This is a genomic window from Streptomyces sp. NPDC003300 (assembly GCF_040610915.1).
Lineage (GTDB): Bacteria > Actinomycetota > Actinomycetes > Streptomycetales > Streptomycetaceae > Actinacidiphila.
In genome coordinates this window covers 164018-179232 of sequence record NZ_JBEXNE010000013.1, presented here as the reverse complement: position 1 = coordinate 179232, position 15215 = coordinate 164018, and the positions used below count along the sequence as shown (strand labels likewise).

At 70.8% G+C, this 15215-nt stretch carries 8 protein-coding genes and 2 pseudogenes; 5 read left to right on the top strand and 5 right to left on the bottom strand.

Annotated features, from left to right (window positions below):
* Nucleotides 1–8 precede the first annotated feature (8 nt).
* The 3 genes and pseudogenes from ABZX65_RS20580 to ABZX65_RS20570 all read right to left on the bottom strand — a co-directional run.
* Nucleotides 9–1391, bottom strand: coding sequence for a carotenoid oxygenase family protein (locus ABZX65_RS20580; protein ID WP_355341663.1), 1383 nt, complete (start codon nt 1389–1391; stop codon nt 9–11).
* Between the two features lie 205 nt (nt 1392–1596).
* Nucleotides 1597–5508, bottom strand: a complete 3912-nt coding sequence (locus ABZX65_RS20575) for a GH92 family glycosyl hydrolase (RefSeq protein WP_355341660.1) — start codon at nt 5506–5508, stop codon at nt 1597–1599.
* Nucleotides 5509–6614: 1106 nt separating this feature from the next.
* Nucleotides 6615–8939 (bottom strand): annotated as a pseudogene (locus tag ABZX65_RS20570) (GH92 family glycosyl hydrolase); the annotation flags it as partial.
* Nucleotides 8940–9412: 473 nt separating this feature from the next.
* Between ABZX65_RS20570 and ABZX65_RS20565 the strand changes: the two are divergent.
* On the top strand, nt 9413–9961 hold the full coding sequence (locus ABZX65_RS20565; RefSeq protein WP_355341657.1) for a DUF1062 domain-containing protein: 549 nt from the start codon (nt 9413–9415) through the stop codon (nt 9959–9961).
* A 95-nt stretch (nt 9962–10056) separates the two neighbouring features.
* Here ABZX65_RS20565 and ABZX65_RS20560 read toward each other — a convergent pair whose 3' ends face one another.
* Entirely contained in the window at nt 10057–10971 is a 915-nt protein-coding gene (locus ABZX65_RS20560; protein WP_355341784.1) for an EamA family transporter, read from the bottom strand.
* Between the two features lie 97 nt (nt 10972–11068).
* On the opposite strand from ABZX65_RS20560, the gene ABZX65_RS20555 reads away from it, so the two are divergent.
* From ABZX65_RS20555 to ABZX65_RS20545, 3 genes are all read left to right on the top strand, one after another.
* On the top strand, nt 11069–11257 hold the full coding sequence (locus ABZX65_RS20555) for a ribbon-helix-helix protein, CopG family (RefSeq protein ID WP_355341781.1): 189 nt from the start codon (nt 11069–11071) through the stop codon (nt 11255–11257).
* Between the two features lies 1 nt (nt 11258).
* Nucleotides 11259–11606, top strand: coding sequence for a VOC family protein (locus ABZX65_RS20550; RefSeq protein WP_355341654.1), 348 nt, complete (start codon nt 11259–11261; stop codon nt 11604–11606).
* 62 nt (nt 11607–11668) lie between these two features.
* Entirely contained in the window at nt 11669–12571 is a 903-nt protein-coding gene (locus tag ABZX65_RS20545; protein WP_355341651.1) for a class I SAM-dependent methyltransferase, read from the top strand.
* A gap of 9 nt (nt 12572–12580) precedes the next feature.
* Here the strand turns inward: ABZX65_RS20545 and ABZX65_RS20540 are convergent.
* Nucleotides 12581–12724 (bottom strand): annotated as a pseudogene (locus tag ABZX65_RS20540) (transcriptional regulator); the annotation flags it as partial.
* 276 nt (nt 12725–13000) lie between these two features.
* On the opposite strand from ABZX65_RS20540, the gene ABZX65_RS20535 reads away from it, so the two are divergent.
* On the top strand, nt 13001–15208 hold the full coding sequence (locus ABZX65_RS20535) for a hypothetical protein (protein WP_355341648.1): 2208 nt from the start codon (nt 13001–13003) through the stop codon (nt 15206–15208).
* Nucleotides 15209–15215: the final 7 nt, after the last annotated feature.

Sequence of the window (15215 nt, the reverse complement as noted above, 5' to 3'; positions counted from 1 at the left end):
CTCCCCCGTCAGACCGTCGGCACCCAGCTCCCGTGCAGGCCGAGCGGAATGGTGGCCGGGAGGTGGATCCTGGCCAGCGGGGCGGCCGTGAAGTCCTGGGCGGACAGGATGACGAGGTCGGCCGCGCCCCGGTCGGGGTTGTGGACGTAGGACAGGACGTAACCGTCGTCCTCGGCCTTGGCGTGCTCGTGCGCGGGGACGAAGACCGGCTCGCTCACGGCCGCGTCCTTCGGGAAGCGGTGCGTCTGGGTGGTGCCGCGCAGCAGGTCGTGCTTGATGAGCGCGTTGCCGAAGTGGGTGTCGGGCGGCACGCCGTCCAGCGTTTCGTACGCCGTCCACATCGCGGCGGCCGTGGCGGCGTAGCCGTAGCGGTGGCGGCGCGAGACCAGGCTCTCGCGGATGCGGGGGAACTCCTGCGGGCGGTCGTCGATCCGCCGCGGGCGGGCCCGGCCGCGCTCCAGGTCGATCGTCAGCCGGTCGAGCCGGGGGGTGCCCAGCGCCGAGGGGCCGTCGCCGAGGGTGCCGCGGCCCGCCGCGAAGAACGGCGCGGGGAAGGTGATGAAGTCGACGACCACCGAGTGCCCGTCGTCGTAGGCGTTGAGCGTGTGCGAGTAGTACGAGCCGGGGTCGGCCTCGAACCAGCGGACCCGGCCGCCCCGGCGCGGCATCACCCCGACCCGCGCCGGGTGCTTGTCGTTCCAGACGTACGGCACGATCGCGCCCGTCTCGGCCGCCGCCGCGTCGAAGGTCACCGGGGTGTCGAAGATGATCACATACCGCTCGGTGAGCGCGAAGTCGTGCATCATCGGGCTGTCCGCGACCGGAATCCTCGTGGTCCGTACGACCTTCCCCGTGTGGTCGATCACCAGGTGCCGCACATGGTCCCAGGTCGGGTAGTACGTGATCGCGTGCAGTTCGTCCGCCCGCTCGTCGTACTTGGTGTGCGCGGTGAACGCCCCGCTGAGCGTGCCGCCGAAGTCGTACGGGCGGACGGTGTTCAGCTCCTCGTCGAGTTCGTACGGCGTCGGGCCGCTCTCCTGGACCGCGAGGACCTTGCCCTTGTACGGGATCACGTGCGTGTTGTTGGCGAAGTCGTCGTCGGGCACGGGGCCGTGGTAGGGCTCCCCCAGTTGCGCGGCGACGCCCGCCGACCTCACCCACCGGTTGCGGTACCACTCGGCGCGGCCGTCCCTGAGGCGTACGCCGTGCACCATGCCCTGGCCGAGCATCCAGTGGTGGGTCCGCGGGTCCTCCAGGCCCAGCACATTGGGGCCGTTGCGCAGATAGCGGCCGTCGAGTGCGGCCGGGACGCGGCCGGTCACCGGCAGGTCGAAGGCGGTGACCTCCTCGGTGGCAGGTGCGAACGCGCCCTTGAGGAAGGGGTAGGGCACGGTGCCGCGGCGCGCGGCGCCTTCAACGACCCTCCCGCGCCGCGGGGTTCCGGGTCACTGCGGCCCGCGCCCGAACGGGGGTGGGGGCAGCCCCACCGGGACATCCCTGATGCGGGCGCCGAAGAACCGGGGCCGGGAACGCGGCCGGGGGCCGCGACATGGTGTCGCGGCCCCCGGTCTCACACGGGTCGTACGGACCTGCGGGTCAGTGCCCGTGGCCTCCCTGCCCCTGCTGTGCCAGCAGTTCCACCTCGGTCAGCGTCGTGGACGCGGCACCGTTGTTGGCGGTCACCACCAGGCGGTAGGTGGAGTACGCGCCGGGGTGGGCTATCTGGAACGGCCGGGTCTGGAGGCGGCTGTCGAAGCTCTCGCCGCTCCTGGAGTCCAGCGTGCTCCAGTGCTTGCCGTCGGTGGTGCCCTGGAGCTGCCAGCTCTTCGGGTCCTGTGCCGCGGTGCTGCCGGAGGTCAGGGTGTAGAAACCGGCCTGCTTCTTCGCCGCGCTCCCGGTGAAGGCGTACTGCACCGTCGGGTCGGCGGCGGGGAAGGTCACCCCGGTCTTCGAGGTGTTGTCGAAGAGCGCGGCGACATCAGTGCCGTCAGCGGACGTCGCGGTGCCGAGGTCGGGCCCTGTCAGGTCCGCCAGCGGCTGCGGCGCCTTGCCCGCCGGGGTCAGCGACGCGGGCAGCGCGTTCTTGCCCGTGCCCCACTTGGACGGCTTGGAGCCCATGGTGAAGTCCAGGCGCGCACCGGACGAGAGCTGGCTCTGCGTCAGGTACACCTTGTTCCACGCCTTGCCGTTGACCTTCAGCGACTGCACGTAGATGTTGCTGCTGCTGTTGTTCGGCGCGTTGACGACGATGCTCTTGCCGTTGTCCAGGTGGACCGTCGCCTTGGTGAACAGCGGGGAGCCGATCACGTAGTTGTCGCTGCCGACCTGAAGCGGGTAGAAGCCCAGCGCGCTGAAGATCTGCCAGGTGGCGGTGGCGCCGTTGTCCTCGTCACCGGGGAAGCCCTGGCCGATCGAGCTGCCCGTGAACAGCCGCCGGGTGGCCTCGCGCACGACGGCCTGGGTCTTGGCCGGGTCGCCCGCGTAGTCGTACATGTAGGGGATGGCGAACGACGGCTGGTTGCTCAGGCCGAGTTCACCCATCCGGACGTCGCGAGCCTCCAGCATCTCGTGGATGGTGCCGCCGTAGCCGCCCGCGTCACCGTCGGCGGTCTCCTGGGTGTTGAAGAACGCGTCGAGCTTCTTCTCCAGGCCCTTCTGGCCGCCGTAGAGCGCGGCGAGGCCGTTCGGGTCCTGCGGCACCGTGAAGGCGTAGTTCCAGGCGTTGGTCTCGGTGTACTCGTTGCCCCACTGCTGCGGGTCGTACTGGGCGTCCGGGACGCGCCACGAGCCGTCGGCCTTGCGGCCCTCGAAGAAACCGACACCGGTGTTGAACAGGTTGGTGTAGTTCTGCGCACGGCCCAGGAAGTACGCGGACTCCTCCTGGTAGCGCTGCCGGTCGGCCTTGGAGGTGTGCGGGTCCTTGGCGAGCTTGGCGGCCATGGTGGCGATGCCGTAGTCGTTGATGTAGCCGTCCAGCGACCACGAGACGCTGCCGTCGACCGAGGTGTTGGTGTACCCGGTGAACACCGAGGTGTCCAGGCCCTTGCGGCCGACACCGCCCGCGGTCGGGAAGACGGTGGCGTTCTTGACCGCGGCCTCGTAGGCGGCCTTGGCGTCGAAGTTCTCCACGCCCTTGGCGAAGGCGTCCGCGAAGGCGACGTCGGAGCTGGTGCCGGTCATCAGGTCGGCGTAGCCCGGCGAGGACCAGCGCGAGATCCAGCCGCCGTCCTTGTACTGCTGCACGAAGCCGTCGGCGAGTTCACCCGCGGTCTTCGACTCCAGCAGCGAGTAGGCGGGCCACTCGGTGCGGTAGGTGTCCCAGAAGCCGTTGTTGACGTAGACCTTGCCGTCCACGATCTTCGCGCCGGTCTCGGTGGGTGTGTTGCTGCCGGTGGCCTTGGAGAACGGGCTGGCGTACTTGTACACCGGCTTCCTGGCCGTACCGGTGTTCTCGGAACCGGAGTTGGGGTACAGGTTCATCCGGTACAGGTTCGAGTACAGCGTGGTGAGCTGGTCGTCGCTGGCGCCCTGGACCTCGACCTTGCCCAGCTTGGCGTTCCACAGCCGCTCGGCGCTCTTCTTGACGCTGTCGAAGGACGTGCCCTGCGGGATCTCCAGGTCCAGGTTCTTCTTCGCCTGGTCGGCGCTGATGAACGAGGTGGCCAGGCGCATCGTCACGGTCTTGCTCTTGGACGTGTCGAACTGCGCGTAGCCGGTGACGTTGTCGCGGCCCTGTCCGGTGACCTTGGTGGCCGTGCCGGGGGTCCGGTCGAACTCGGCGTGCACGAACATCCGCGTCGCGGCCTCGCCGCCGCCGATGTTGACGTCCGAGAAGCCGTCCAGGGTGCCCTTGGCGGCGTCGAAGGTCAGGCCGCCGTTGTTGTTCACGTTGTCGAAGAGCAGGTCGCCGTTGTCACCGGGGAAGGTGAAGCGGTAGACGGCCGAGTGGTCGGTCGGTGCTATCTCGGCCTTCACGCCGTTCTTGAACGTGACGCCGTAGTAGTGCGGCTGCGCGACCTCGTCCTTGTGGTCGAAGGCCAGCGCCCGCTTGCTCCGGTTCAGGTCCGGGGTGCCGGACACCGCGGACGGCATCACCTGGAAGGTGTCGCGGTCGCCCATCCACGGGCTGGGCTCGTGGCTGATGCCGAGCGCCTGGAGCGTCGGCAGGTTGTCGGCGTTGTTCTGGGCCGCGTAGCTGTACTCCCAGCTCGTCGAACCCGCGTCGGTGACCGGCGTGAAGAAGTTGAAGCCGTTCGGGACCGCGGTCAGCGGCAGGTTGTTGCCGCGCGAGAAGGAGCCGGAGGCGTTGGTGCCGCGCCGGGTGTCGACGTGCTCGGCGTAGCTCTTGGCGGTGGGCGCCGGGGCGGCGCCGATGGTCAGGTCGTCGATCCAGCCCTTGAACTGGGTGGACGCGCCCGCCTCGGAGCTGCCGGCCGGGTCGTCGTAGCCGAGCAGGACCCGGTCGATCGTCTTGCCCGCGGCGACCTTGCCGATCGCGGAGACCACGGCGTTCCACTGCGAGGCGTAGAGGATCTTGCCCGCGCCCTGGCCCTGCGGGCTGAGCGGGGTGCCGTACTCGTCGAGCGCCGGGGTCCGCAGCTTGCTCAGGTACGTGCCGTCGGTGAAGTGCAGGTCTATGGAGGCGTACGTGCTCGGGTACTTCAGGTCGCCGCCGGTCAGCTCGGGGAATATGTCGTACGAGAGCTGGGTGTTGCGGCTGACCGGGATGCGCACGTCGTAGAGCTTGTTATAGGCGTGCACGGCGCCGGACTTCGTGTGGGTGCCCGAGTACTGGAGCGCCTTCAGGCCGCTGAAGCCGACGCTCGGCTTCACATTGGGCCCGGAGGCGGGGCCCTTGCCGATCTCGGTGGTCATGCCCGCGACGGGCGTCGGCGCCGGGGAGCCGTCGGACAGGATGAGGTCCGCGAGCTGCACGATGTCGCCGCTGTTGTTGGCCGAGACGTTCAGCCGGTAGTAGCGGTGCGGCGCGGGGTCGGCGACGTCGTAGATGTTGGACTTGTACCGGCCGCTGAACTTCACGCCGCTACGGGTGTCCACCGTCGTCCAGGTGCTGCCGTCGTCGGAGCCCTGGAGGGTGAAGTCCTTCGGGTCGCGCTCGGGCGAGTCGTTCGCGGACGTCAGCGCGTACTTCTTGACCGTCACGTCCTCGGACAGCTTGTACTGGAGCCAGCCGGTGTTCGCGAAGGTGAGCCACTTGGTGTTGGCGTCCTCGTCGGCCGCGTTCTTCGCGACCTCGTTCGGCGGATTGTCCGAACTGGCCGTGACCTCGGCGATCTTGTCCTTGACGCTGCCGGCCAGCACCGGGAGGGTGCCCGCGGTCACGCCGGAGACCAGGGGGTTGCCCTTGGCGTCGGTCTCGGCGGTGCTGCTCCACGTGGGCTGCGTGTCGCCGGACTCGAAGGAGGTGGTGAAGGCGGGGGCGCCGCCCGACTTGGCCGCGTCCGCGTCCGCGTGCGCCACGGCGGACGCGGGCACGGTCAGGGTCATCGATACCGCGCCTGCCAGCAATGTTCTGGTGAGGGTGCGGCGAAGTGGGCCACGTCTCATGGGTGTTGCCTTTCTGCTTGCGGCTCCGGGTCGTGCTCCGGGACGTTCTGTTACGGGTGCGGGTGCCGCTGTGGGTGCGGGTTCGGATACGGGTTCGGGGGCGTCGCTCGTCACGCGTCACGTCCGCTGATCGCGTACAGCGCCAGCCGGGCGTCGTCGGGCAGGGTGAGGGAGACGGCGGTCTTCGCGCTGTCCAGCGGGACCGCGATGTGCCAGATGTCGACCCCGACACCGTCGGGCGCGCCCTGCTTGTCGTAGCGGGAGTCGGCGTGGATCGCGGCGTCCTCGCCGAGCCGGGGAGCGCTGGCCGCCCAGTCGGTCGCGGTCAGGGTGACGGGCGCGGACGTGCCGTCCGAGTAGTGCACGGTGGCGGCGCCGGTGACGTCGCCGTGGTGCGCGGTGAGCAGCACGTCGAGCGCGGAGTAGGAGCGCCGCACGAGAGCGACGCTCTGGCCGTGCGCGGTGGCGAAGTTGGCCGCGGCGCCGGTGGTGTCGGGGAAGGTGTAGGCCCGCCCGCCGAGCACGCCGGGGCCCGGCGCCGGGAGCTGTTCCGCGGGGAAGCTGGTCCCGGTGCCGTCGAAGTCGGCGCCGGTCGCGCCCGCCGTGCTGACGCCGTCCACGTCGTACTGCGCGGACAGGTCCTGCGGGCAGTACCCGCTGCCGCCCTGGCAGGTCGAGGTGGCGACCGAGACCGGGACGGTCCTGGTCACCGAGGGGCCGCCGGACTGCGTGACCTTGACGGTGACCTGGTAGGTGCCGTCGGGGGTGCCCGCCGGGGCGGAGATCCGTACCGGCACGACCTTGGTGGTGGGCAGCGTCCCCGAGTCCACGCGGAAGCCGCTCGTGCGCGGGCTCGCGGTGAGCCCGTGCGGCGCGCTGACCGTGACGGTGCCCGAGACCTTGCCGGGGGCGGTGAGGACGGCGGAGACGTCCACGTCCGTCCCGGGGCCGCCCGCGAGGACGCCGGGCGCGGCCGGGGAGAGCGACGCGGCGGTGTGCCGTACGGGCGCCGCCACGTGGGCGGGCGCGGGCGGCCCGTCGTTCTTGCCGGTGCCCCAGCTCGACGGCTTGGCGCCGACGGTGAGCGAGAGGTCCTTGCCCGCCTTGATGTCCCGGGTGCTGATGTACGTGGTCCGCAGGCTCTTGCCGCCGAGCCGCGCGGACTGGATATACCGGTTGGTGTCGGTGCTGCCCGGCGCGGTGATCGTCATCTTGCCGCTCGGGTAGTAGTGCCGGTCGAGGGTCAGGTCGACCCGGTCGAAGACCGGCGTGGACAGGCCCCACAGGTCGGTGCCCGGCGTCATCGGGTAGATGCCGATCGCCGAGAGCACCTGCCACGACGACATGGTGCCGAGGTCGTCGTTGCCGGTGACGCCGTTCGGCGCGTCCGTGAAGAGGGTCAGCCCGGCGTGCACCACGTCGGTGGTCTTCCACGGCTGCCCGGTGGACAGATACGTGTACGGGGAGCTGAGGTCGGGCTCGTTCTGCGGGTTGTACTTGTCCTGGTTGTAGTACGAGTACGGGCCGTTGACCCAGACATCGCGCGCGGTGCCCGCCGGGTCCTTCACCAACTGGTCGTAGGCGAAGAAGGAGTCGAGCCGGGCGTTGGCGGTCGCGTTGCCGCCGATCAGATCCACTATCCCCGGCACGTCCTGCGGGACGAGCCACATGTACTGCCAGGACGTGCCCTCGTGGAAGCCGACGCTGGAGGCGGGGTCCGCCGGGCCGACGAAGGCGCCGTCGGTGTTCCTGGCCCGGAAGAAGCCGGTGCTCGGGTCGAGGATGTTCCGGTAGTTCTGACCTCGCGTCAGATAGCGCCGGGCGTCCGCGGTGTGACCGAGCGACCGCGCCATCCCGCCCAGGGCGGCGTCGGCGAGCGCGTATTCGAGCGTCGCGGACGGGCCGTGCTGGAAGTCGTTGTCACCGGGCTTGCCGGGCCGCGCCGGGTCGTACGGCACATAGCCGTTCGCCAGGTACTCGACGTCGGCCTGCCGGCCCGCGGACGGCGAAGAGGCGGGCGGCACGGTGTCCGCGTGCTTCTTCAGCGCGCGGTACGCCTCCTCCTCATGGCCCTTGAGCAGGCCCTGCCGGTAGGCGTCCACCAGGAACGGGGTCACCGGGTCGCCGGTCATGATGTTCGTCTCGGCGGTGGCGTACCCCCAGCGCGGAAGCTGTCCGCCCTCGTCCGCGACGCGCAGCAGCGACAGCGCCATGTCGCGGGACTCGCTCGGCGCGAGCAGCGACAGCAGTTGCTGCTGGGTGCGGTAGGTGTCCCACAGCGACCAGTTCTGGTAGTACGTGATGCCGCCCGCCGGGTGCACCTTGTCGTCCCAGCCGGTGTAGCGGCCGTCGACGTCGCTGCCGACGTTCGGCGCGAGGAAGGAGCGGTAGAGCGAGGAGTAGAAGGTCCGCTGCTGCTCCTGGCTGCCGCCCCGCACCCGGATCTGGCCGAGCCGGTCCTGCCAGGACTGCCGCGCGGCGGCGGCCGTCGTGTCGAAGGTGCCGCGCCCCTCGGCCGCGAGGTTCTTCGCGGCGCCGTCCTGGCTCACCCACGACAGCGAGGTGACCGCGGTGACCTGCTGGTCCTTCGTGGTGTCGAAGCGCGCGTAGGCGCCGCCGAGCCCGGTGGAGGTCGAGGTACGGCTGCCCGCCGTCACGGTCTTGCCGCTCCACGTCCCGTACGACTGGAAGGGCCGGTCGAAGCGGGTCTCGGTGTACACCGTGTACGGCTGGGTGTCCTGGCAGAAGCCGCGGCCGGTGATGGCGGTCAGCACCGTACGGTCGTCGAGCACGGTCACCGTGCTGCTGGTCACCTTGTGCAGCGCCTGGCCGCTGTTGAGCAGCACGTTGGCCTGGTCGGTCGCCGGGAAGGTGTAGCGCTGCCAGCCGGTGCGGGTGGTGGCGCTCAGTTCGGCGGTGATGCCGGTGTCGAGCTTGACCTTGTAGTAGCCGGGGGAAGCGGTCTCGTCGGCGTGGCTGAACTTCGCGGCGTAGGCGGCGTCGTCGGTGGCGGTGATCGCACCGGTCGTCGGCAGTACGGGCAGGTCGCCGCCGAGCCCGCAGCCCACGCCTGACAGGTGCACGGAGCTGAAGCCGCGGATGTGGTCCTGGTTGTAGTCGTAACCCGTGTTGTGGCCGGTGTCGGGCGAGAGCTGCACCATTCCGAACGGCACGGCGGCGCCGGGGTAGGTGTTCCCGTCGTCCTGCGAGCCGATGAAAGGGTTGACCAGGTGCGTGAGATCGCCGCCGGCGGCGGCGGAACCGCCGTCGGCCGACGCGGTCTGCGCGGGCAGCGTCGCCGCTCCGGCGGCGAGCAGCGCGGTGAGCGCGGCCAGCGCCGCGGAGCGCAGACGCGGCATCCGTGGAGTCATTTTGTCCTCTACTCGTTTGACAACGTTGTCAGAGCACACCTGGGATACAGGTGGTGGGAGGCACGGGGACATGCCAATGAGACGTCAGGAATCTTTGCCCGAAGAGCCCCTGGCGTCAATGGCGCAGCGCAGGATGATCAAAGGACGGGGTGCATACCCCCACAATGGCGGGTATTTGTCCGTCAAATCCCTTGAATCGGCACCGACTCGGCAGAGGACACGGTCGCCTTGCGGGCATTTTGTACCGAGTTGGGCGAATTCGCGGTGTGACTGGATGCCTCGGGAGCCGGGCCGCGAAAACCCGTGGAACCGTGCCGCCACGCACGGTTATCGTGCTGCCGCACCTGTCGCCGTGGCAAAGGAACGCCGTTGTACACCTGTTGAGACACCCCTGGCGCTGATCTGTCGCACGTCGCCCCCGGGCGCCGTGCCCCTTTTCGCTGCGGTTTTTCTCACCGAACAGGTGTTCATTCGTGTCACAAACCTGGGTGGTCGCTCCCACCTGCCCGCCTCTTGTCGTGCGCCGTTGCCACTCGTGCCCGTCCGATCGCTTCCGGGCGAGCGGCAGATTCCGGGTCAACGCGCACCACAAGTCCCTCGACGTCTGGCTCCTCGTCCTGTGCGCAGGATGCGGGGAGACCGCGAAGCTCACGGTCTTCGAGCGGGTCAACGTGCGCTCCCTGCGCCCCGACCTGCTGGACAGGCTCCACACCAACGACCCCGGACTGACGGCCGAACTGCTCCGACACCCGGCCGTCCGGCACCGCAACGGCGTCGCCCTCGACTGGACCGACGCCTGGCGCCTCGACATCACCGGCCCCGGTCACGCGGACGACGAGGCCCTGGAGGTGTCCGTGCGCTTCGCGGCGCAGATCCCGCTCCGGCCCGTCCGGCTGATCGCCGACGGGCTCGGCGTCTCACGCGCCGAGGTCAAGCGGCTGATCGACGAGGGGAAGATCGTCTCGGCGCACCGCCTGAGCGGAAAGGCGGGTGGCGACTTCACCTTCCTGCTCAAGCTCTGAGCCCTGCCGGGGGCCTGTTCGGCGCGGTCCGCCGGGCAGGCCCTACGGGGCGTCCGGGTCCGCCGGACAAGCCTTACGGGTCCGCCGGGCAGGCCCTACGGGGCGTCCGTGACGTCGAGGCGGGCACCGCGCGCGGCGCCCGCCGAGGCCGCCACCACGCACAGCACCGCGATCCACTGCGTCCAGCGCAGCGCCTCCTGGAGCACGATCAGGCCGATGAGGGCGGCCATCGCCGGTTCGAGGCTCATGAGGATGCCGAAGACCCGCGGCGGGATCCTGCGCAGCGCCTCCAGTTCCAGCGAGAACGGGACCACCGACGACAGCAGCGCGACGCCGAATCCGGCGGCCAGCACCCACGGGTGGACCAGCGCCGTACTGCCGCCGGCCACACCGAACGGGACGGCCACCAGGGCCGCGACGACCATGCCCAGCGCGAGACCGTTGCCGTGGGCGGTGTGCCGGCCCAGTGCCGCGCCGACCGGGATGTACGCGGCCCAGCACGCGGCGGCGGCGAGCGCGAACAGGAAACCGACGAGGTCGATGTCGCCGCGTCCCCCGACCAGCAGGAGCACACCGGCCGCCGCGAGCAGCGCCCAGAAGGCGTCCAGCCACCGCCGCGACCCGGCCAGGGCCACCGTCAGCGGTCCGAGGAATTCGGTGGTCACCGCGATCCCGAGCGGGAGCCGGGTCAGCGCCTGGTAGAAGCAGAGGTTCATCACGCCGATCGTGACGCCGTAGCCGATCACCACGGCCCACGCCCGGCGGTCCATCCGCAGCGACGGCCGCCACAGCGCCGTCAGCACGACCGCGGCGAAGAACAGCCGGAGCGCGACCGTACCAAGGCTGCCCACCGCACTGAACAGGTGCGTGGCCACCGCAGAGCCCAGTTGGACGCTGAGGGTGCCGAGCAGCACCAGCGCCGTCGGCGGGATCGCGCCGAAGCCGCGTCGGGCCCGCGCGGCCGGCGAGAAGCGGAGGTACGGGGCGCGTTCGGTCCTGCCGATGTTCATGGTGGCCACGCGCGGAGTATCGACGATCGGGCGCCGCGCGTCGCGTGGTTTTTCCCGGAAGCTTGACCTAGGGAACTAGATTGCTAGCATGGGCGATGTGGGCGACGACGACGTCAAGCAGTTCAACGTGTATCTGCCGATAGGGCTGATCAAGCAGGTCAAGCACCACGCCATCGAGTCGGAGAAGTCGCTGTCGGCGCTGGTCGCCGAGGCGCTGCGCGCGTATCTCGACGAGGCGGCGGAGCCCCGCGACCAGCGGCGGCGGGCGAGTGACAAGGAGAGTTGAGATGACGACGCGGGGCATCGAGGCCGTGTTCCTGGAAACGCACAATTGGGGCAAGGCGGCCAAGTTCTTCCAAGGGCTCGGCTACGAGCTGGAGTTCTCGACGGATCACAATTCGGGGCAGTTGCGCAACGGCGAAGGACCGTATCTCTTCATCGCCGAGATCCCGGAGAGCCAGGAGCCGCGGGCGCCGCGGATGGTGCTGACCGTGGCCGACGCGGACGCCTTCGAAGCCGCGCCGGGCGTCGAGGTCGTCACGCCGTTCGAGGAGACCCACTTCGGGACGCGGGAGATGACCGTACGGGACCCGGACGGCCGGCTGTGGAGCCTCCAGGCCCCGGCGAAGAGCTGACCGTCCGCACGGCGGGCCGTGCACCACACCAGGCGACAGGCAGCACCGACAGGGAGCGCGACATGAGCGAGCGGCACGAGCGATCGACGGCGGGCCGCGCCGTCCCGGAGGCCGACGGCGCGGCGGCCGAGCCCGACAGCACCGCCGTACGGGTCGCGCTGTGGCGGGCGGTCCATGTGCTGCACGACCCGCCGCCGCATGTGCTGGCGGACGAGATCGGATTGGGGCTGGCCGACCCCGAGGCGGGCTGGCGGGAGCGCGGGGACATGCATCCCGAAGGCACCAGCCGTTTCCGTGCGGGTGTCGTGGCCCGCGCGCGCTTCGTGGAGGACCTGGTCGTCGAGCGGCTGGACGAGGGCGTCGGGCAGTACGTGCTGCTGGGCGCGGGGCTCGACACCTTCGCGCAGCGCAGGCCGGATCTCGCCGACCGGCTGCGGATCTTCGAGGTCGACCGGCCGGAGCCGCAGGAGTGGAAGCGGCGGCGGCTGACCGAACTCGGCTACGGCGTCGGCGACGGGCTGCGCCTGGTGCCGGTCGACTTCGAGACGGCCGGTTCCTGGTGGGATCGGCTGAGGAGGGCCGGATTCGACGCCGGACGGCCCGCGGTGGCGGCCTCCGCCGGGGTCAGCATGTACCTCACGAAGGAGGCCAACGCCGCCACTCTGCGTACCCTCGCCTCGCTCGCGCCCGGCTCCACCGTCGTCATGACGTTCATGCCGCCGCTGGACCTGATGGAACCCGACGAGCGCGCCGTCCGCCAGGCCGCGGAGAACGGCGCCCGCGGCTCCGGCACCCCGTTCATCAGCTTCTACGCCCCCGCCGAGATCCTGGCCCTGGCCCGCGCCGCCGGATTCACCGACACCCGCCACGTCTCGGCCGCCGCCCTCAACGAGCGCTACTTCGCCGACCGCCCGGACGGCCTGCGCACCTCCAACGGCGAGGAGCTGCTGGTCGCGACGGTCTGACCGGCTCCCTCAGATCCCCCGCGGGTCCCGCCGAGCCGCGCCGATGACGCGAAGGGCGTCGGCGCCGTACACGGCGGATTCCCGCAGGGTGCGCCAGGTGCGCAGGTACGTCTCTACGCTGACCGCGTCGTCGATCCGCAGCTCCGCGTGCCAGGGTCCGGCTGGACGAGCCACGGCACTCGATCCGCCTGATCCGCTGAGAGGGCACTTCTCCCTCCCGGGCGGGACGCCTCCCCCGCCCCCACCGCCTCCCTGGTCACAGCCCCCATGGCCGCTCCGCGGCCCGGATCCGCCGCGATCGGCCGGGCAACAACTCCCCGCACGGGTATGGACGGGCCGCGAAACACCGACGTAGTGTGCTCGGCGGCCCAGAAAGATCAGTGAGGGTTTCCGCGTCCGCGATCTTGAAACGATTCATCCGGGAGAGACATGCCGCACAGCGAAGTGCAGGGACCGACACGGCGCGTACTCGTCACGACGGGGCTGGCCGCCGCGTTCGTCGCGGCGACGGAGGCGGGCGGGGGCCGGGCCGTCGCCGCGGAACCGGCCGCGGGAGCCGCGCCGCAGGGCGCGTCGGCGGTGCCCGCGGGCGCCTCGGTCCCCGCCTCGCGGCCCGGCGGCAAGGCGCCCTCGGGCAAGTGGGACGCCTTCAACCTCTCCCCCGCCAGCCGTACGGTGCGCCCGGTCGCCGTCTACACGCTCACCGGTGTCGTGCGGCGGCCCGAGGCGCTGGTGACCAAGGGGCGCGGTGCCAAGGCCGTCACCCGGATCACCGGCAAGGGCTCCTCCGTGACCTTCGACTTCGGCAAGGAGGTCGGCGGATTCGTCACTCTCAGCTTCGGGCCGGGCGGTGAAACGAATCAGACGGTCGGGCTGACGTACTCCGAGCTGTCCAACTTCGTCAGCGCGTCGTCCAGCGACGGGTCCAACGGCGGCAGCAACAACGAGCCCGCCGTGCGTTACGCGGTGACGCCCGGCGGGCGGATCAGCACCGACAAGGACACCCCGGTCGCGGGCGCGGGTCCCGCCGCGACCGCGCACCCGGCGTCCCAACTGCGCGGCGGCTTCCGCTACTTGACGGTGGTCAACGAGACCTCGGGCTCCGTGGACCTGACCGATGTCTCGGTACGGATCACCTTCGCGCCGAACGCCGCCGACCTGTCGGCGTACCCCAACTACTTCTACTGCGACGACGACATGCTCAACCGGGTCTGGTACGCGGGCGCCTACACCGTGCAGACCAACATCATCGCCGCCGACCAGGGCCGGGTCTGGGGCCCGCCGGACCTCGGCTGGGACAACAGCGCGAAGGTCGGCGAGGCGGGCGGCACGGTGCTGGTCGACGGCGCCAAGCGCGACCGCACGGTGTGGCCGGGCGACCTCGGCATCTCCGTCCTGACCGACTACGTGTCGCTGGGCGACCTGGTGACCGTGCGCGACTCGCTCCAGACGCTCTACAACCACCAGGACGCCGGCGGCGCGCTCCCGTACGCGGGGCCGGCCGTGAACTTCATCGGCAACTCCGACGCCTACCACCTGTGGACGCTCATCGGCACGGCGAGTTACGTCCAGCTCAGCGGCGACACCGCGTGGGCGCGTACGGCGTACGACGCGTACAAGAAGGCCGTGACGTACATCGTCGCGAAGATCGACGGTGACGGGCTGCTGAACGTCACCAGCGCGGCGGACTGGGCGCGTTCGGACGCCGACGGCAAGAACCTCGAAGCCAACGCCATCATGTACCGGGCGCTGGTGACCGCGAGCGCGCTCGCCACGACGCTCGGCGACCCGGCCTCGGCGGGCGCGTGGAAGGCGAAGGCCGCCGCGCTCAAGTCGGCGGTGGAGAGCGGCGGTTACTGGGACGAGGCCGTGGGCCTGTACCGCGACAAGCCGACCGGCGGCGGCGCCTCGCTGTATCCGCAGGACGGCAACGCGCTGGCCGTGTGGTTCGGCCTGGTGGACTCCGCGGACCGCGCGCGGACCATCAGCGCCTCGCTGGCGTGGCGTTGGACGGCGGTGGGCGCGCTGTCACCGGAGAAGAGCGGCTCCTCCGTGCACCCGTTCCCCGGCGGCATGGAGGTGCACGCGCACTTCGCCGCGGGGCAGGACGCGACCGCGCTCGACCTGATCCGCCGCGAGTGGGGCTTCATGCTCGACAGCCCCACGGGGACGGCCAGTACGTTCTGGGAGGGCTACCGCACCGACGGCACGTCGGACTACTCCGGTTCGTACATGAGCGCCGCGCACGGCTGGTCGACGGGCCCGACCTCGGCGCTGACCTACCGCTTCCTGGGCATCTCCCCCACCGGCGACGCGGGCGCGGGGCACCGCGTGGAGCCGCACCCCGGCCAACAGCGTTTCGCACAGGGCCAGTTGACCACCGCGAAGGGGGTGATCGGCGCGTCGTGGCAGCAGCGCGGCGGCGGTGAGTTCGACCTGACGGTGAACGCGCCGGGCGGCGCCGTGGACGAGATCGCGGTCCCGGTGCCCGACGCGCGCACCTGCGTCGTACGCCTCGACGGCCGCACGGTCTGGCAGGGGTCGGCGCGGCGCACCGGGGTGACCTTCTCCGGCGGCTATGTGCGGATCGCGGGCGTGGCGGCGGGCACCCGCAAGGTGACCGTGCGCCGCCGCTGACCGGCCG